Below are 20277 nucleotides of genomic sequence, written 5' to 3'. Positions count from 1 at the left end.
GATGAGTTGTATGTGTGTTCTGTGGTCTTTTGCATTACATGCAGAGGAGGCTTCAGAGTCCGCCCAGCAGCCTGTGAATGGTTGGGGGACAGAGGTTTCCGGGCAAGCGGCTGCAGAAGTGCCCGCCAAAGACCAGTTTGATATTTTTGAATACGTGGTCAATGGCAACTCCGTGCTCAGCGTGACAGAGATTGAAAAAGCTGTTTATCCCTATCTCGGTGAGCATCGTTCGATTGACGATGTAGAAAAAGCGCGTAGTGCACTGGAGCAAAGCTTTCATGAAGCGGGCTATCTGACAGTGTTCGTGAGCATTCCAGAACAAGAGGTAAACGCTGGGGTCGTGAAGCTGGATGTGCTGGAAGGGAAAGTTGAGCGCTTAAGTGTGGTCGGCTCCCGCTATTACTCTCTGGGCAAAATCAAGCAAAACGTTACCGAGTTCAAAGAGGGGCATGTTCCCCACTTCCCAACGGTGCAAAAACAAATTGCTTCGGTCAATATCAATCAGGACCGTGTGGTAGCACCTGTGCTGCGTCCAGGCAAGTCACCGGGTATGGTTGAAGTGGATTTGAAGGTGGATGACAAGTTTCCCTTGCACGCCAGCATGGAATACAACAACCGGTACACGCCGAACACGACAAAAACACGCCTTTCCGGCAATCTGAGATACGACAATCTCTGGCAGAGCGATCACAGCATTGGTCTAGGTTTTCAGGTGACACCGGAAGATGCCAATGAGGTGAAAGTATTTTCTGGCACCTATGTCATCCCTTATGCCGGAGACTATTGGGCCATGTATGGCGTGGTTTCTCAAAGTGATATCAGTGCGGTAGGTGATTTGAATGTGGTCGGTAACGGTAATATTTATGGCCTGCGTTACATTCATCCCATGCCCAGCCCGTTTAAATCGTTCAACCACAATTTAACCCTGGGCGCGGATTACAAGGACTTTAAAGAAAGCACGCGCAGACTAGGGGCGGATTTGGGTAATAACCCGATTACTTATCTGCCTTTCATGATCGGTTATACCGGCAATTTGGTCATGCCTGAGAGTACCACCAAGTTAGACCTGAACTTTGTCTTTTCAACCAAAGCGCTGGTTAACGATGACGCTGAGTTTGCCCAGCGGCGTTACTTGGCACGCTCCAACTTCTCTTACTTAAGAGGGCAGCTTGAGCACACGTATACCTTGCCTTATCAATGGCAATGGTATGGCTCTTTAGGCGGGCAAGTGACTGGCGATTCACTGGTTTCCAACGAACAATTCTTTATTGGTGGTTTGGATACGGTGCGCGGCTTCCTCGAGTCCAGTGCGCTGGGGGATAAGGGTACCAACCTGACGATGGAGTTGCGCTCCCCACCTTTGCAAAAGTATGCAGGCTCATGGGTGAAGGAAATGCGCCTGCTGGCTTTTTACGATTACGGCTACGCTAAAACGCGTGATCCAGCGACGTTTGCCGATGACCGGTTTTCACAAATCCAGCAATACATCCTGTCCTCATATGGATTGGGTTGGGATGTGAAGGCAGCGCACGGCTTGTTTATGCGCCTGGATTTTGCGCGTGTCTTGCAATCAAGCTGGACATTGGAAAACGGACACACTGCACCACTCAAGCCAGCAGGGATGGCTGAAAGTGGTGATACGCGCCTGCATTTTAAAGTGGGTTTTGACTGGTAATAAGCGCTTAGCTGAAGTAAACGAGGTGAAATGATGAACAAGTTACGATTTAAATTGGTATTTAGCAAACGCTTGGGCATGTTGGTACCCATTGCAGAGATTGCGCGTACTCATCAAAAAACAGTGACTTTAGCGGGTGTGGTTGATTGTGATGCCAGCGTAGAAGTCATGCTTCGTCCTTTATGGCGCATATCAACGAGGAGTGTCGTCTTGCTGATAGCAGGCTGCCTGAGCTGGGCATCTGCGCCTGTCCTGGCGGTCGATGCAAATACATTGCCAGTTCAGCAACCCGGTTACAACTTACCGGCTGGTGTGAGTATCCCGACACCAGTGAACAACACGATGAACATCAACACAACGATTCAGAATGCCGTGATTCGTTGGGACAGTTTTAATATTGGTTCGCAAGCCGCGGTCAACTTCAATATGCCTAACGCATCTTCGAGTGTGTTAAACCGTGTCATGGGTAGTGGGGCAAGCTTTATTAATGGCACACTCACCTCGAATGGGCATGTGTATATTGCCAATCAGAATGGCATATATTTCGGCGCTGGTTCACAAGTCAACGTGGGTTCGTTGACAGCGACTACACTGGATAATTTAAAGAACAATAATATCGAAACGATTTACCAGAACGGCATTTTGTCTAATAAGACCGAGCCCGTATTTTCCTTTGCCGATGCCGTTGGTGTCATTGATGTGGCCAAAGGCGCAAACATTACGACTACCACTGGCGGCCGAGTCATGTTGCTGGCGCCTGATGTGACTAACAGCGGCGTGATTAAAACACCTGATGGTCAAACCATCTTGGCTGCAGGCAAGACGGTTTACCTCAGTACGCTAGACAAATTTGCAGGTTTGTTGGTGGAGGTCAGCTCTGGTGGCAATGCGACGAACTTGGGTGACATTATTGTTAATCATGGGAACGCCAGCTTGATTGGCCTGGCGGTAAACCAACAGGGTAGTATTTCTGCGAAGACCTCTGTACGAGCCAATGGCTCTATTTTCCTCAAAGCTGAACAAATCGGCTCTAAAAGTGGCGAGCTTAATATCAATCCAGAATACGGCAAAGTGACCCTGGGCAAGAATAGTAAAACGGCCGTTACCATCGATGTGGATGATAAAGAAGAAATTATTGATGCACAAAAACTGCCTGTATCGGTTTACAAACTCGATGGTACGCAAACGACCAAAACAGAGCTTGAGGGGTCGGTGATCAATATTCAAGGTAAGGATATTGCCATTGATGGGAAGGTGACGGCTAACAGTGGTCAAGTATTCGTGACCGCCACAGATATCCAGACGAATAACAGTAGCATCTATCTTGGCGAGAATGCGGTGATCGATGTATCAGGCGTGGATGCGACCGCACCCATGAGCCGTAACCAACTTGCCATCCAGCTGTATTCTGACCAGTTAAGAGACTCTCCTGTATTAAGAGGTGGGGCTTTATTCGGCGAGGTGTTGTATCTGGATGCCCGTAAGGGCACTAAACTCCTGAGCCAGAGCGTGATTGATCAGGCGAAGGCGGGCATCACCAGAACGGTGGCCGAGCGCTCCACCAATGGCGGCCAGGTGAATTTGTCTGCAACCAATGTCGTCAGCAAGTCAGGCTCTAAGATTGACTTGTCAGCAGGCAGCACCACTTACACCGAAGGGACGATCCGCGAAAGCAGTTTACTCATCAATGGTAAATGGGTGCTTGCTTCTGAGGCGATTCCCAATACGCCCTATCAGGATATGAGTGATTATTATTCTGTCACCAGCTCACGTTGGGGCCAGACCAGGCAATGGGCGCTTACAGCCAATGCTTTGAACGGTGTATCTGGCAACGTGGCTAAAGATGCCTCAGTCAGTGGTTATTTGCAACCAGGTTATCAGCAAGGGGGGGATGCCGGGACCCTGAATGTATCGACGACTAATATGGCATTGCAGGGCGATGTGCTTGCCAGCACCGTGAGTGGTCTTTATCAGCGTGGAGAAACTGACGCGCATAGCGCACCATTGGGTGGCACCTTCAAGTTGACCTATAACAACTCCGGTGCCTTGAATCTCGTCTCATCTGCTGCCCCGCTGTCTGATAGCTTTAATGAAAACAGCCAATTGAGCACAGAGCAAAAGCAAACGTCCGAGTTAAGTACAGCCATGCTGGCAAATGGGGTAAACCATGTAGTGATCAAAGCCACTGGACAGGTCAACCTTAATACAGACCTCAATATGCAGGCGAATGGTAGCCTGCATGTGCTAGGTAGTGGCGGTGTAAACGTTAATAACGATATTCGTTTGCCTTCCGGCACAGTAGCCCTGTCAGCCAGTCAAAGTGCCGACGTGAACGTGGCCAACAACGTAAAGATCAATGTTGCGGGCCTGTTTACTAATGATTCACCAGGCGTTAACGGTGCAATGCTGGGTAAAGTTGCGCTCAATGGTGGCAACATTACCGTTGGCAGCATTATCGTTCACAAGGATACCGGTGACATTATTACCGATGGCAACATTACCAATGACAGCATTGCCATTAATAGTGGCTTGCATATGGGGCAGGGTGCAAGCATAGATGCCTCTTCTGGTGCATGGCTCAATAATACAGGCCAACTGAGCGCCGGGCATGGTGGCGATATCACGGTCATCATGGCAGATAACAAGATCGGGGCTGGCACCTTTAGCAGTTATGGCATGATGGTCGACGGGAAGCAAACGCAAGGTGGCCATTTAACGGTGAAGTTACAGGGTGAGCAGGCGACGGGGGTGGTTGATCACATCCAGTTGGGTGGCATCAATCCTCAGCAAGAAAATACACTGTGGCTATCTGAAGGCTTTTTTCAACAGGGTGGTTTTTCAAATTACACCATCAGTAATGCGGACCGCCTGAATGGTGATGTGAGCATTGGTGACCAGGCCAATAGCCAGGTGACAATCCGCCCCGAGCAACACTCGCGTGTATTAGGCACGTCCGCACAGGTGGCACAAAGTGGTAGTGACTTAAATACACTGACCAGTACGACATCACTGGCAGGCCGTATGCGGACACCAGCCAGCCTGGCGGTCGTCGCGGGGGATCATCTGACTCTGCAGTCGAATGCCAGTATTATCACTGATGTGCCTGTGAGCCAGTCTGGTACCAGGGGCAATGTGAGCTTGACATCTAAGGGCCAAATGACCATCTTGGGCGATATTACCACCCCTGGAGGAGACATTAAGCTCACCATTGATGCGATTCCAGACTCCGGTGATCTGACGTTGCCTAACAGTAGTTTTGATCCAACGCTGAGTTTGTTCTTGGGTGAAACAGCGACGCTGAGCGCACGTGCGCAATACATTAAGCCGCCCACTAGTGACGGCAACTTGCGCACAGCCTTTGTGACAAATGCTGGCAATATTTCTTTATCGGCAGGTAATGGTGTATTGATTACAAAAGAGGGTTCTTTGATCGATGTGTCGGGAGCCAGTGGCAAGGTAGACTTACCTGTGTCAGGCGGGTATTCACGACAATCCGTTGCTGGCAGCGCTGGAGTGGTTTCCCTTAGCGGACGTGATGGTGTTGCTCTGGATGGCACTCTGATGGGCAATCCGTCTGGTAGCGGTGAGGGCGGTACATTGAATGTAACCCTGGGCGGCAAGAATGCTGCAGGCATTGAGAACGACATTTCGTCCCCGCTGTATTTTACGAGTGGTACACGTGTGTTGACTGTCACCAATAGCAAAGAGTTGATTGCCTCTAATAATACGGCTGGTGGCAGTAACGCCAACCTGATTAATACCTCCAACTCTTCAACCGAACCACTGACCACTGCGCAAGGTGTGGGGCAAATCTCTGCCGAACAGATTCACCAAGGTGGCTTTGATAATGTGAGCTTAAAAGTCGATAACGTCAGTGCCACGACCGGTGATGCTATCCATTTCGCCAATACCACCATGAATGTGCCTTCGCTGCTGACGCTGGATGCCACGACATTGTCTGGTTCTGCTAATCTCAATGCATCCACCTTGGTGCTGGCAAATAATAGCAGTATCACCATGGACAGTAGTCAGTTAGCAGCGGGTACGGATCGTTTTATAGCCAAGGCAAACTTTATTGACTTGCAGGGTAATATTGCAATCAATGGTGTTGCTGAAACACGCTTGCAAAGCAAAACTGATATTCGTGCGCGTGGCATCACTTCTGCACTGCAAGGAACGGCTTCTCTTGCCGCGCCTGGTCTGATCCAACTGGATGCTGCACAAATTTACCCGGCGACCGCTGTTGATTTTACGGTCACAGCAACCGGTGCTGGCAGCAGAATTGAAGTGAGCAATCAGGCTAAAACCGCAAGTTCGGTGCCTTTATCTGCGGTAGGTAGTTTGACCTTAAATGCAGATTCTATTCTGCAAGCAGGTGTGTTACGTGCGCCGTTGGGACAAATTACCCTGAATGCTGCCCATGATTTAACACTGGCGGCAGGTAGCTTGACTTCAGTGTCTGCGGAAGGCAGCTTGATTCCATATGCCGTGACTGTACTTGGTGGGAGTGAGCTGGCTGATACCAAAGGCGCCATTAACAATTTCATGACGGCTGTCGACAAGAAAAAGGTCACGTTGAATGCCAATAATATGAATTTGCAGGCAGGTTCACGCGTAGATATTTCTGGCAACGGCGATACCATGGCCTATGAGTGGATCCAAGGCATCGGCGGGTCTGTCGACGTATTGTCGCAAGCCGGCTATTATGCGGTCTTGCCATCGTTGGGCAATCAGTACGCGCCTTACGATTATTTAATGAGTGCAGGCTCAGATGTAGGTATCGGTCAGGCCATTTACTTGTCTGGTGGTAATGGTTTGGCAGCAGGTAAATATACCCTCCTGCCTGCGCATTATGCACTGTTGCCTGGGGCTTTTCTGGTCAGTGCCAACGGTGCCAATGTCCAGCTCAATACGCAGCTCACCCAGGCTGACGGGACCGGTTTGTCTTCAGGCTATTTAACCAAGATTGATGGCACCAGCCGCGGCCAATATACGAGTTTTAATATCGTCAATGGCAATAGCTTTTACAAAGATTACGGTACCAAGAACTATAAAGGCCTGGCTGAGTATCTGGTCAGTTCAGGCAATGCCCTGTTAACCAAGAATGCCATCAGGGATGGCAAGGAAACTCCACGACTGACAAACGATGCTGGCCAATTAGTGTTAGCGGCGGATAATAGCCTTAACCTGGAGGGGAGTATTAATACCAGCAATGTGGCAGGCGCCAAAGGGGCCCTGGTGGATATTTCCTCTAATGATATTCGTGTGGTTTCAACGGTTGATCCGCAGCAAGCCGGGGTGTTGCAGATCTCAGCAGATCAACTCAGTAAAATCAATGCGGACTCTATCCTGTTGGGCGGCAGCCGCTCTGTGAGCGGTAAGACACAGACCATTACAACTACTGCTTCCAATGTGACTTTCAGTAACGACTCTGATCATGCCGTACAATCTGGGGAGTTAATCGTTGCCTCCAAAGATACGATTACCTTAAATCAAGGCTCGGTGGTGAAGACCAGCGCCAAGCCAGACAAAACAGGCACTACTACACTGGTGACCAATGGCGATGGTGCAGTGTTGGCCGTGTCTGCCAAAAATGATTTTGAGTTTTCGAGAACAGGTGTGACTGCCACACCAACGACCGGTAAATTAACGGTGCAAGAGGGGGCTACGGTCTCTGCGGCAAGGTCTATGGTGTTGGACGCTACCAATGCCTTTGACCAGTCAGGCGATATTAAGCTGGCTGATGGCGGAACCGTAACATTGGGCGCCAATCAGTATGCCATTGGTGACCAGCCGGTGAACGGTGCGACGCACATTAGTTCGGAGACCCTGAGTGATTTTGGCCGTTTGTCTGCGATTACTTTCAATAGCTATAAAAACATCGATATCCTGGGTGCGGTCAATTTTGGTAATAGCAACCTGAATATCACTTTTAATACAGCAGGGATTGCGCATCATGATGCTGGCAATGTGAATGTCAATGCCAATAACTTTGTGCTTAAAAACACAAATAACGCCTCATTTACTATACCTGCAGCGCTGAATGGGCAACTGGCAATCAATGCCAACCAAATTACCTTCGGGGACACAGGTAGTGTTTCCAGCAATATCGGTGGATTTAATAGCGTTAGCCTGAATGCCAATAAAGACATCCGCTTTGCAGGCACGGGGACGATCAATATCAATGCTGACCAGGCAACCATGAGCAGTGCCGTGATAACGGCAGACTCTGGGGCCAACTACTCCCTAGCGAGTGCTGGTAACCTGCAGACACTAAGCAATGGCCAGCAGCCAGCGAATACCTCAGGTTTGGGCGCAACGCTCAATTTGTCTGCAAACGAGATGCAGTTGGGGGGCAAGCTGGTGCTGAATGCTGGGACTGTGAATGCCGTGGCCCGTAGCGGCAATCTGACCGTGGCTTCAGGAGGGGCGATTGACGTCTCTGCGGCGACGGTGGCTTTTGATAGTACCCATTCTGCCACGACGGATGCAGGCAATGTGCACCTGACCTCAGCACAGGGCAATGTCCAGATCGAAAACAATGCGCTGTTGAACCTCAAGGGGGGCACCACTGCTGGAGATGCCGGTACCTTGCAAGTAGAGGCGAAGAATGGTCGTTTTGTGGTTGCTGATGGCACCCTGCAAGGCCAGGCGGCCAAAGGTCAAAAGACCGCCTCACTTCAGCTGGATGTCGCCAGTTTAGATAACTTTAGTGATGTTAATCAGGCGCTGGAAAGTGGCCGCTTTAATGAAAGCCGCGACATACGTGTACGTAGCGGCGATGTCACCATTGCCGCCGGGGATACCGTCACTGCGCATACATTTACCCTGGGTGTGGATAGTGGTAATGCAACAGTTGCTGGACGTATTAATGCCGATGGTAACAAAGGCGGTGATGTGGCTATTTATGCCAATGGTTTGGTGACATTGGCTAATACTGCGCAAATCACCGCACGTGGCCAAGAGGCCAATCAGTCTAGCGGAGACCGGCAAACAGGGGCTGGTGGTTCTGTGCTGCTCTCCTCTAACAGCCTGTCTACGGTGAATGCGGTATCTGCTGATACGGGCGCTCTGATTGATACCAGCGGCTATGACGCCGCGGCCAACGGCAATAAAGGGGTCGATGGCTATGATGGTTCGGTGACATTAAGAGGTGCACGCGGAACCACAGGCACTGCTAATACCGTGAATGTGGCATTTAATACAACAGCTGCAATCAAAGGCGCGAGTGAAGTGACGGTTGAGGGCAGCCGTACGTATACAGCCACGACATTTACGGCTGCCAATATGGCCAGCATGATCAGCGATACCAATGGTTTCTATAACGCCAATACTGGCGCAGGCAATTACGCACTGACGCAAGATGGCAGCAGCGCGAAAGTGTTGCCGCATATTGAGGTGCGTAGCACCACTGGTAACACGGCAACCGCAATGACTGTTGGTACGACTGATGTTAACTTGCGCTCATTTGGAGCGCTGCTGGCAGGGCGCGGTGGCTCTCTGACTTTGCGTTCAAATGGTAATTTGACTTTCAGTGGTTCTTTAAGCGATGGCTTTAACACGGCGACCACGGCAGGAGTGTTACAGTCGAACGCGAACACGTTTAACTTTAATTTGATCGCCGGGGCCGACTATAGCGCTGCGAATATCACTGAGACCAAAGCAGGGGTGGGTGATTTCACGCTGGCAAATAATAAGTTAATCCGTACGGGTGAAGGCAATATCACCATTGCTGCGGGTGGCAATATGACCTTGGGTAATGTCAGCTCTGTGATCTATACGATTGGTAAAGAGGCGGCACCTCTGACCGGGTTTACGCCTGCATCAGGCGGCACTAATGTGCCAACGGCGGCCAGCTATGTGAATAATGGCGGAGATATTGCCATTGATGTTGCTGGCAATATCACAGGTGCGGCCACGACGCAAAGTGTCAACCAGTGGTTATTGCGCCAGGGCGGTAATGGCACAGATACCAGCTGGTGGGTGCGGCCAGACTTGTTCCAACAAGGCGTTGCTGCCTTAGGCGGGGGTAACGTCAATATCCAGGCGGGTGGAAACATCACTAACGTGTCAGCTTCTTCAGCGACCAATGCACAATTTGTTAAAACGCTGGATGCTAAAGGAGATGAGGTACGCACGAGTTTGGTCAACGGTGGCGGTGATGTGTCTGTTTCCGCAGGCGGTAACTTGACAAATGGGGTGTACTACGTTGGTCGTGGCGAGTTAGCGTTAGAGGCCGGTGATAGTGTACTTAAATCGGGAACGACAGGCACTGTGATTGCCTTGCAGGACGCTAGTGCGGACGTGCGTGCAAAAAACAATGTGAAAATTGAGACCGCGTTTAATCCTACTCTTTGGGTGCAAGGCAGTACATTGGCGCAGAACCAGATTGTAAATAGTACTTTCTTTAATACCTATTCAGCAGATTCTGCCTTGAATGTAGCTTCTTTATCAGGCAACGTTGAAGTCGGGCAAAGTAACAGGCAGTCGATTGTGAGTACGGGCCTTAACTCAGCGGGGTACACGACATTAACTAATAATGATATGGCGGCTATCCACCCGGGTACAGTCAATGTGACTGCGTTTGCAGGGGATATTACGACCTATAAAATGCTGTTGGCGCCAGCAGCGAGTGGCAACTTGAGTTTATTGGCCGCTGGTAGTGTTGTCAGTGGTGTGAATACAAGTGGAAACATCAATCCTACAGCGAATATCTTGATTTCAGATGCAGATTTAAGTACTGTTTTGAACGTCTTTAATCCTACGATAGGCAGCCCAAGCGATAGCAGCATTACAAGCATCCTGGGTAGCATCAAAACAGGCGTTTCTGCGGTACCCGTGCATCAAAACGATTCAACAACCGCAGTGATTGTGGCACGTGATGGCGATATTCGACTTACTGGGTCACCCACCGAGAGAGATGGTACCAATATCTATGGTATCAAATCTTCAAAACCAGTTTATATCAATGCTGGTAATAACGTGACCTTGCATGCATCCATTCAGCATAATAATGTGGATGATGTGTCAGAAATTCACGCGGGTAACGATTTTGTCATGGAGAACGGTAAGCAGCAGGCGCGTATTGCTATCAATGGTCCGGGTGAAGTGTTGATTAAGGCTGGCCGCACTATCGACTTGGGTAATACCAGCGGTATTCTCTCCTTGGCGAATACCGTGAATCCTAACCTGGCTGACAACAGCGCTAATGTCACTTTACTGGCGGGCATGGGCAAATCGGGCACCAATGTTGATGGTTTTGTCAGCACCTATATTGACCCGACCGGTAGTGGCCCTGTATCCCTGCAAGGCAATGCCGCTGCATTAGCTACTTATCGCCAGGCCACGGCTGCGCGGGTACAGGCTTATATGAATGAAATCACTGGCAGCAAAAATCCAACGACCGGTAAGCCATACACCGCGCAGGAGGCCATGACTGCATTTCTGGCGCTGGGTACGACCAGAAAAGAGATTTTTGCCCTGAGGCAATTCCAGGCAGAGTTGCTGGAGGCTGGAAAGGAATATATTAATACCGCCGGCACCACCAGAAGTGACGATGTCATTGCCTCCTTGTTCTCTGGCAAGGACTACTCCGGCGATCTGCTGATGTATCAAAGCCAGATCAGGACCTCCAGGAATGGCAATATTAACCTGTTTGCCCCAGGAGGCTTGATTAATGCTGGCGTGGCCTCTAACAACTCACTTGATCATGATATTGGTGTGGTGACTGAGAAGGGGGGCAATATCGGCGCCTATGCTGACGGTAACTTCCTTGTGAACCAGTCGAAAGTAATTACGCAGTATGGGAGCGATATTCTGATTTGGTCCAATCATGGTGATATTGATGCCGGCAGAGGCTCCAAAGCAGCACAGTCTGTGCCTGAGCGCGTGGTCAGCATCAACGCCAACGGCGATGTGACTGTCGAGGTAAAAGGGGTGGCTTCTGGTTCTGGCATTCGTGCACAGACTTATGACCCCGATGGTCCTAGTGGCCCACTGCAAGGGCCTAAACTCGAAGATGCCACAGTTGCGTTATTCGCGCCGCGTGGTGTATTGGATGCGGGTGAAGCAGGCGTAGCAGCGGGTAACCTGTTGGTAGGTGCAACCCAAGTGTTGAACAGCTCCAACATTACCGTCTCAGGCACCTCTTCTGGCGTGCCGGTGGCGGATACAGGTAGTCTCGCAGGAGCGGCACTGAGTTCGGCCAGTACTTCTGCAGGCGCTGCCAATACCATGACTGAAAATCTGGGTAACCAGATGAATAATCAAAGTGTCACGCCTAAAGAGTTGCCGCCTATCGTGACGGTAAAAACGATTCGTCTGGAGGATTAAACGCTTGACCGTAAAAACGCCCACCAACAGGTGGGCGTTTTTATTTCTTTGTGATTAATGTATTTTCCCGTTGCCAGCAAAGGCCTTGCGTAACTCACCAATCGCGAACACTTGTGCTTCCCTGGCTTTGGCGACGACATCGGCCATGCCAAAAAACTCATGGGTGACGCCATCAAAATGGCGATAACTCACAGGCACACCATCTTGTTGTAGCCGTTCGGCAAATGCGCGTCCCTCCTCATATAAAGGATCAATCTCCGCCGTGATGAGGGTGGTGGGTGGGAGTGCTTTGAGGGATATTGCCTTGTCTGGTAACGCATAAGCGCTATCAGCCTCTGTGGCTTGGCTGTAGTGTTGAAAAAACCACTGCATCATGGCGGCATTCAGTGGTTTGGCATTGGCGTTGTCCTCATAAGACGCATTCTGCGTATCGTTATTGACCAGCGGATAAATCAGCAACTGATGTATCGGCAGGGGTACATCCTTGTCGTGCGCCATCAGTGACGTCACCACGGCAAGATTACCACCCGCGCTTTCCCCAGCGACGGCAATGCGCTGGTGGTCGCCATTTAATTCCCCTGCATGCTGTCGCAGCCATTGGTAGGCTGCGAATGCCTCATTGGGCTGGGTCGGGAATGGGTGCTCCGGTGCCAGGTGATAGTCGACGGCGACCACGATGGCGCGTACACCTTGTGCGAGCGCAAGAATCGACGCTTCATAAGTTTTGCTGTCGGCAAGCACAAAACCACCGCCGTGAAAATACAGAATGACCGGAAGTGGTCCTTCGCCTGCCGGGGTATAAACATGGGCAGGAATGCTACCGAGCGGCCCGCCGGGCAGGCTGATTTCTTTGCTGGATACCTGCGCGGTGGCTGGGAATTGACCTCGTTCTTGCAACACGCGCTTGACGGCATCTGCCGGTGTCGGTTGCTCGCGTGCTTCAGCAGGCGACAAGGTTTCTATCGGCTTGCCACCCAGCGCGGTCAATGCATCCAGTACCAATTGCATGTCTGGGTCGGCTTGGGGTGGTTCAGGGAGAGGGGGCATCATTTCCGCCAAGGGAGCTGTACCTTCAATGCTTGGCACGAGGGCGACGACCTTGTCGAGTAAAGATTCATGAGCGTTTGCCATTGGCGTCCTTTCTTGCATGCATGGTTCTAAAGCTCACACTGTAAGCGGCTCACTTTTTTGTCGGTATCAGGCATTGCGCAATCTCATGTAGGACAAGCCATCCGGCACGTTTTTGGTGCATATGACTAGCAGGCAGGTCTGGTCATTGACCAAAAACTGTACCAATTGCCGCGGATTTAAGGTGGTTTTCTAGTCCGACCTGCCTAGCGTGTTGGTATGAAACTTAACATTGACAGCAATATAGATTGCTAAAGTATTCAGGATTTTATCGAGTCATAAAAACTTCGGAGTCCTGAATGAAATTTAAAAAAATGCATTGGGCGCTAGCCTGGCTAGGCCTGTCTTCCCTGAGTCTTCCTGTATATGCCGAGGTGGTCATTAGCCAGCTTTATGGCGGCCAGGGCAGTGTCTATAACCAGGACTTTGTTGAATTATTCAATGCTGGTGCAGCCGCGGTGAATATCAATGGCTGGTCTGTGCAGTATGCCAGCGCGACTGGCAACGGTAATTTCTCTGCCAACGGTGTGACTGCGCTGTCTGGCGTGTTACAGCCTGGCCAATATTACCTGGTGGGCTTGCGCAGTGCTGCCAATGGCCTGGCATTACCTACGCCTGATGTGGGCAATAACGCTACCGACATGAGCGGCACGAATGGCAAAGTCGTGCTGGTGAATAATAGCACTGGCTTGGCCTGTAACGGTGGTTCTGTGGTGTGTAGCCCAGCTCAGCTGGCACAGATTGTGGACCTGGTCGGCTATGGCACGGCCAATTTCTTTGAAGGGGCTGTTGCTTCGGCAATCAACAGCAGCACAGCTTTGTTACGCAAAAATAATGGCTGCCAGGATACCAATCAGAACGGCAGCGACTTTGTGACAGGTGCACCTGCGCCACGTAACAGCAGCAGTGCGGTGAACGTGTGTGGTGGTGGTACGGGCACCAATCAGCCGATTGTGACTTCTTGCCCGGCAGTGACTTTGCAAGTGGGCGAAGCGGGTTCGGTATTGCTGCAAGCGTCTGATGCGGACAGCGTCGTCAATGCGGCAACCTTGTCAGCCTCTGCGCCAGCCGGTATTACATTGAGCAATTTTGTCGCCGCTGGCAGTGATGGTCAGTCTGCCAGTGCGAGCTTGCAACTGGATGGCAGTCTGCCAGCGGGTAACTATGCTGTTGACGTGCAGTTTGCTAACAACGAAGCGCAAACGGCCACGTGCAGCGTGAACATCAATGTACAAAGCAGCAGCATTACCCGTATTTTCCAGATTCAGGGCAGCGCCTTAGGCGTGGACTCAGTGAGTCCCCTCAACGGGCAGACCGTGACCACTGAAGGTGTGGTGACGGCTGTGTTCCCAGGTTTGAATGGTTTTTACATGCAAGATGCCAGCGGCGATGGCAATCCACAGACTTCTGACGGTATTTTTGTTTACCTGGGTTCGGGCGTGACACCGACTGTGAGCAAAGGCCAGAAAGTCCGCATGACCGCCAGCGTGACAGAATTCAACACCATCACCGAGCTGATCAATATCAGCGGCTTGCAGGTGTTGAGCAGCAACAATGTGATTCTGCCAACAGACATCACATTGCCGGAAGTGACCGAAGGCGATCTGGAAGCCTATGAGGGCATGCTGGTGCGCATCACCACGCCAATGACGGCTTCACAGAATTACTTTCAGGGACGTTATGGCCAGGTGACCTTGTCTGCAGAGGGCCGCATGATCAAGCCTAGCAATATTTATCCAGCCAACTCTGCGGCTGCCGCACAACTGGCAGATGAAAACGCCCGCCGCCGCCTAGTGCTAGATGATGGCAGCAGTGTACAAAACCCCAATCCGATCCCGTTTATCGGCGAAGACGATACCTTGCGCGCTGGTGACGTCGTGGAAAATCTGACCGGGGTGATAGACCATGGCCTGATCACTGCATCCAATCCGGGTCCGCGTGACTACAAATTGCATCCGACAGAAGCGGTGCAGTTTAGCCGTGAAAATGCGCGTACAGCGGCGCCTGCCAGTGTAGGCGGTAACGTCAAGGTGGCCAGCTTCAATGTACTCAATTACTTCACTACTTTCACCAACGGTGCCACGGCCAGTGGTCAAAGTGGTCAGGGATGCAGCCTGGGTAATAGCGTATCGGCCTCTAATTGCCGCGGCGCGAATAACCTGGTGGAGTTTAACCGCCAGCGTCAAAAAATTACCCGTGCACTGACTGCGATCAATGCTGATGTCGTCGGTTTGATGGAAATCCAGAATAACGGCACAACGGCGGCACAAAACCTGGTCAATGGCCTGAATGGTGTGTTGGGGGCCAATACTTATGCCGTGATTGCTGATCCAGCTAACGGCACCGGTACGGATGCGATCAAGGTGGCCATGATTTATAAACCGGCCAGATTGACGCCAGCAGGGGCTGCATTGTCTGATGCCAACAGTGTCAATAACCGTCCTACGCTGGCGCAAACTTTCCAGGCAGCCAACGGTGAGAAGTTCTCGGTATTGGTGAATCACCTCAAATCCAAGAGCTGCTCGGATGCCAGTGGCGCAAACCAGGATCAGGGCGATGGCCAGGGTTGCTATAACCCACAACGTCTGGCACAAGCCAATCAGCTCACCCAATTTGTCCAGACCGTTAAAAACCAGGCCAACGATCCAGATGTGTTGGTGATTGGCGACCTGAATGCTTATGGCAAAGAAGACCCGGTGCTGGTGCTGGAAAACGCTGGCTTGCAGGATCAGATTGCACGCTTTAATCAGCAGGCCGGATATTCCTATGTGTTTGATGGTGAGTCTGGCTACCTGGACCATGCCCTGGCCAATGCCGATTTGGTCACACAAGTCACGGGTACGGTGCACTGGCATATCAACGCAGACGAACCATTTGTGATTGATTACAACACCGAGTTCAAACCGCAAGACCTCTATAGCGACAGCCCTTACCGTTCTTCTGACCACGACCCGGTCATTGTGGGCTTGCAACTGGTGAAGTCTGTGCAGGGTAGCGCGCAGCGTGACACGCTGGTAGGCACACCAGGTGACGATGTCATCACGGGTGGCGTGGGGGCGGACACCATCACCGGCCTCGCCGGACGCGACACCTTTGTCTACCAAAGCATGCGCGATGCGACTGACACCATCACCGACTTTACACCGGGTGAAGATCAACTGGACATCACTGAGTTGTTGCAGAGCATCGCTTACACCGGTAGCCAGCCATTTGCTGATGGCGTGGCGCGCTGGGTGAGCGTGGCAGGTGGTGTGCAATTGCAAATAGACACCGACGGTACTGCCGGTGCGGCGACTGCCAAACCGCTGGTGACCTTGAAGGGATTAGCCGTGAACCAGCTGGACGCACAAAGGGATGTGCGCTGGTAGTTAAATCATCAATAAAACCCTAATCAATCAATACCTTGTTTTTTAAATATCTAGTGAGAGGATAGTTTTATGAAAAAAATCAGTTTAATCGCAGCTTTGTTGCTGTCCAGCCAAGCCAATGCGGCCCTGAATGCCGGTGACATCATGTTCACAGCCTTCAACGCCGATGAAGATGGCCTGTCTTTTGTGACTTTTGTCGATATCGCCGCCAATACCACTATCTACTTCAGCGATAACGAGTGGACAGGCAGTGCTTTCAATACAGGCGAAAGCTACAACCAATGGGTGTCCAGTGACGTTGTGAGCGCAGGGTCTGTGGTACGTTTCTCAGCCTATGACAAAGCTACCCTGTCTGCCTCTACCGGCGTGTTGTCCCGTGTCACTGTCAGCGGCAGCAGCAACTGGGGGATTTCCAATTCTGGCGAAACTGTTTACGCCTACCTGGGCACTGGCGCCACCACGCCAACGACTTTTCTGAGCGCGATTACCAACGGCAAATTTACAACAGATGGTTCTTTGACCAACACAGGTCTGACTGCGGGCGTGAACGCCATTGAACTGACTGCCAAAGCCGGTGCTTCCAGCGAGCCTGACTACGCCGAGTACAACGGTGTGCGTGACGGCCTGAGCAATTTTGCTGATTACAAAGCGCAAGTGGCTAATGTCAACAACTGGAACGTAGACACCGTGAATAACAGTGCTTCTGCAACGTTGATCCCTAACACCACGGCTTTTACTGTCGCAGCGGTGACACCGGTGCCGGAAGCTGACAGCGTAGGCATGTTGCTGGCTGGCCTGGGTGTATTGGCCCTGGTACGTCGTCGTCAATCACGTTAATCAATAAGCGTAATGCGTGCCGTGATGCGTCACGGCACGACATGGAGAATGTAATGTTTAAACTGAAACAATTAACGGCTTGCGTGGCGTTGGCATTGACTGCCGGTGCCGCCTGGGCCGAGGGTGTGACTGTGTTACACGTGGGTGACCAGGAAAGCTGGTTGCTGTCTGCACAAGGTAATCTGCGCGATAACGCTGGTCAGGCCATTTCTTTTTACGGCGGCATCGACCGCCTGGCGTCTGTGATTAAAAATGCAGAAACCGCGGCGACCAGCCAGGGCCGCACTGTACTGAAGTTGAATGCTGGTGATGCATTCTTGCCAGGCCCGCGTTTCACCGCCAGCCTGAACAATCTGGCCAATAGCTACACCGAGGGCGGCCAGGATTTTTACGATGCGATTGCCTTGCGCCAAATCGGTTTTGACGCCATGGTGTTCGGTAATCATGAGTTCGACCTCGGCCCGCAAGTGGCTGCACGTTTTGCCAAAGTATCCGGCAGCACCTATCTTTCCAGTAACCTGAACTTTAATGCCACCGCCGAATTCAGCGCCTTAAAAGCCAGCGGTAAAGTTGCATCTTCCAAAGTGATCACGACCACCGCCGGCCATAAAATCGGCCTGGTGGGTGCAACGACACCTTTGTTGCCGAATATATCCTCCCCGGGTGCCGTGAATGTGATTGGTTATGACGCAGGCAATACTGAAGCGCAAAACTTGCAAGCATTGATCCCGCTGATTCAGGCAGAAGTGAACCGTCTGCGCAGCGAACAAGGCGTGACGACCGTTATCCTGATGAGCCATTTGCAAAATGCCGCGAATGAAATCGGTGTGGTGATCCCAGCCCTGACCGGCGTGGATCTGGTGTTGTCCGGTGGTGGTCATGAGTTGATGGTGGACCCTGATGATGCCCTGATCAATGGTGGCGTGGCAGCGACTTATACGTCACATCCAGTGAATGCCGTCGATGCACACGGCCGTACCGTGCCGGTACTCACCAGTCATTTCGGTAACCGTTATGTCGGTCAGGTCAATTTCACCATTGATGATGCCCATGGCACTTTTGTTGGCATTGAGTCGAGCAAAATGATGCGCGTGACCGGTGCAACGGCCGATGCTGATCGCGTAAGTGGCGATACGGCGATCCAGGCGCAAGTAGTGACACCCGTGCTGAACTATATTTCTGCATTGAACGCACAAATCATCGGCACCACTGCGGTGAAATTGAACGGCCCGACACATACCACGTGTGCTGCACTGCCTTGTACCTTTGTGGCAGGCGTACGTAACGCTGAAACCGGCCTCGGTAACCTGGTGGCAGACGCCATGCGTTTTGCCGGCAAGACTGAGGTAGCGATCCAGAACGGTGGCGGTATCCGTACCAATATTGCAACAGTGGGCAATGTGTCTATCGGCGATACCTTCAATGTGCTGCCTTTTACCAACCTGGTGAAACGTGCGCCGGCTGTCAATGCCACGCAACTGAAAGACCTGCTGGAACATGGTTATGGCGATACCAGCCCGACTGGCCGCGCCAATGGCCGTTATCCACAAATCTCCGGCATGCAAGTAGTGTATGACAGCCGCAACACGGCCAGAACCACCCTGGGCACGGGCAACCGTATTCAACGTGTGGTGCTGGATGATGGCACTGTGCTGATTGATGGTGGTGTGGTGATCAATAACAGCCGCACATTCTCTTTCACCACGATCGACTTTACTGCTGCAGGCGGCGATGGCTTCCCATTCGCAGTCAATGCCGTGGTATTTGAAGATAGCCCGTTCACCATTACCTACCAGGAAGCTTTGGCTAACTATATCCAGTCACCTAAAGCCGAAGGTGGCCTGGGTCGTCTGAGCAATGCCGATAGTGATGAAATTACCGGCAACTTGTACGGCCTGGAAAACCAGTATGACAAAGGCGGCCGCCTGATTGACCTGGCCATTGCAACGACCACGCCTGGCGTGACACGCAACGGCACTGCCAGCCGCGACGTACTGGTAGGTACTGCCGGAGATGACATCATCAACGGTGGCCTGGGTGTGGATACGCTGACCGGTGGTGCTGGCAACGATGTGTTTGTGTATAGCAGCATGCGCGATGCTGGTGACACCATCACTGACTTCACACCTTATGCTGACAAGTTACAGCTGACGGCCTTGCTGTCTTCACTGGGGATCTCTGCCAATACAGCACTCACTAGCGGTTACCTGAACTTAGTTGATGTAACGGGTGGCGTACAGGTGACTGTTGATACCGACGGTGCCGCAGGCCCGGCAGCAGCCAAACCATTAGTTACCCTGAAAGGCTTGACCGCGAAACAAGTGTCACCCGCCAGAGATTTCATACTTTAATGTTTACTAAAGGAATTTTGCAATGAACAAATTCATGAAAAAAATCACGCTGGTTGCTTTGCTGGCAGTGGTGATGCCAGCCCAGGCGGCTATTCAATCCCTGCAGTTTGCAGGCCAGGTGGAGTCTGGTTATTACAATGGCACCAGCTACCAGGGCCAGTTCAGCTTTGATGATGCCGGTTTGCTGGCATCAGGCACTGAATTGCTCAACCTGAGCAGCCTGAACTTCAATTTCGGTGGCAGTCTGTTTAACCTGGGTACACCAGCATTGGCCGATGCCACTGCCGTATTCCAGGACGGCGTGTTTACTGGCCTGGAGTGGTCTGTGGACTCAAACAGCCCGGCCATTGGCTTTAGCCTTGTAGCTGGTTATGCCGATACTTCAGATGCTTTCTTTGCCTATGACACCGCGTTGGGTTTGTCCGGTACCGGTAGTCTGGCCTATGCCGCCACTGTGCCAGAACCGACACAATCCGGCATGATTCTGGCTGGTTTGGGCCTGATTGGCTTGATCGCTGCCCGCCGTCAATCTTAAGACTATCCACGTCTGCAATGCACGACAAAGCCCGGTTCGCCGGGCTTTTTT

The 20277-nt window shown here is 51.6% G+C and carries 7 protein-coding genes; 6 read left to right on the top strand and 1 reads right to left on the bottom strand.

All coding sequences use genetic code 11. The features are described 5' to 3' along the window. The first annotated feature begins 10 nt into the window (after positions 1–10). Both MET42_RS0111075 and MET42_RS0111070 read left to right on the top strand, forming a co-directional pair. A complete protein-coding gene (locus MET42_RS0111075; RefSeq protein WP_232411514.1) occupies positions 11–1675 on the top strand; it encodes a ShlB/FhaC/HecB family hemolysin secretion/activation protein in 1665 nt (554 codons plus the stop codon). 30 nt (positions 1676–1705) lie between these two features. Then, positions 1706–12007: a filamentous haemagglutinin family protein gene (locus MET42_RS0111070; protein WP_019883059.1), complete on the top strand. Its 10302-nt coding sequence runs from the start codon at positions 1706–1708 to the stop codon at positions 12005–12007. Positions 12008–12061: 54 nt separating this feature from the next. On the opposite strand, the gene MET42_RS0111065 is transcribed toward MET42_RS0111070, so the two are convergent. Continuing rightward, entirely contained in the window at positions 12062–13138 is a 1077-nt protein-coding gene (locus MET42_RS0111065; protein ID WP_232411512.1) for an alpha/beta hydrolase, read from the bottom strand. A 296-nt stretch (positions 13139–13434) separates the two neighbouring features. Here MET42_RS0111065 and MET42_RS0111060 point away from each other — a divergent pair, with 296 nt between their 5' ends. The 4 genes from MET42_RS0111060 (at position 13435) to MET42_RS0111045 (ending at position 20226) form a co-directional block, all read left to right on the top strand. Continuing rightward, entirely contained in the window at positions 13435–16503 is a 3069-nt protein-coding gene (locus MET42_RS0111060; RefSeq protein ID WP_019883056.1) for an ExeM/NucH family extracellular endonuclease, read from the top strand. A 69-nt stretch (positions 16504–16572) separates the two neighbouring features. After that, positions 16573–17340, top strand: a complete 768-nt coding sequence (locus MET42_RS0111055) for a PEP-CTERM sorting domain-containing protein (protein ID WP_019883055.1) — start codon at positions 16573–16575, stop codon at positions 17338–17340. Positions 17341–17393: 53 nt separating this feature from the next. Beyond that, positions 17394–19691: a 5'-nucleotidase C-terminal domain-containing protein gene (locus MET42_RS15035; protein WP_019883054.1), complete on the top strand. Its 2298-nt coding sequence runs from the start codon at positions 17394–17396 to the stop codon at positions 19689–19691. Positions 19692–19713: 22 nt separating this feature from the next. Further along, positions 19714–20226: a PEP-CTERM sorting domain-containing protein gene (locus tag MET42_RS0111045; protein ID WP_019883053.1), complete on the top strand. Its 513-nt coding sequence runs from the start codon at positions 19714–19716 to the stop codon at positions 20224–20226. The last annotated feature ends 51 nt before the right edge of the window (positions 20227–20277 follow it).

Origin of the sequence: Methylophilus sp. 42, assembly GCF_000384155.1 — a bacterium.
GTDB lineage: Bacteria > Pseudomonadota > Gammaproteobacteria > Burkholderiales > Methylophilaceae > Methylophilus.
The sequence above is the reverse complement of the archived record's forward strand: the minus strand, read 5'-3'. Positions and strand labels throughout refer to the sequence as shown.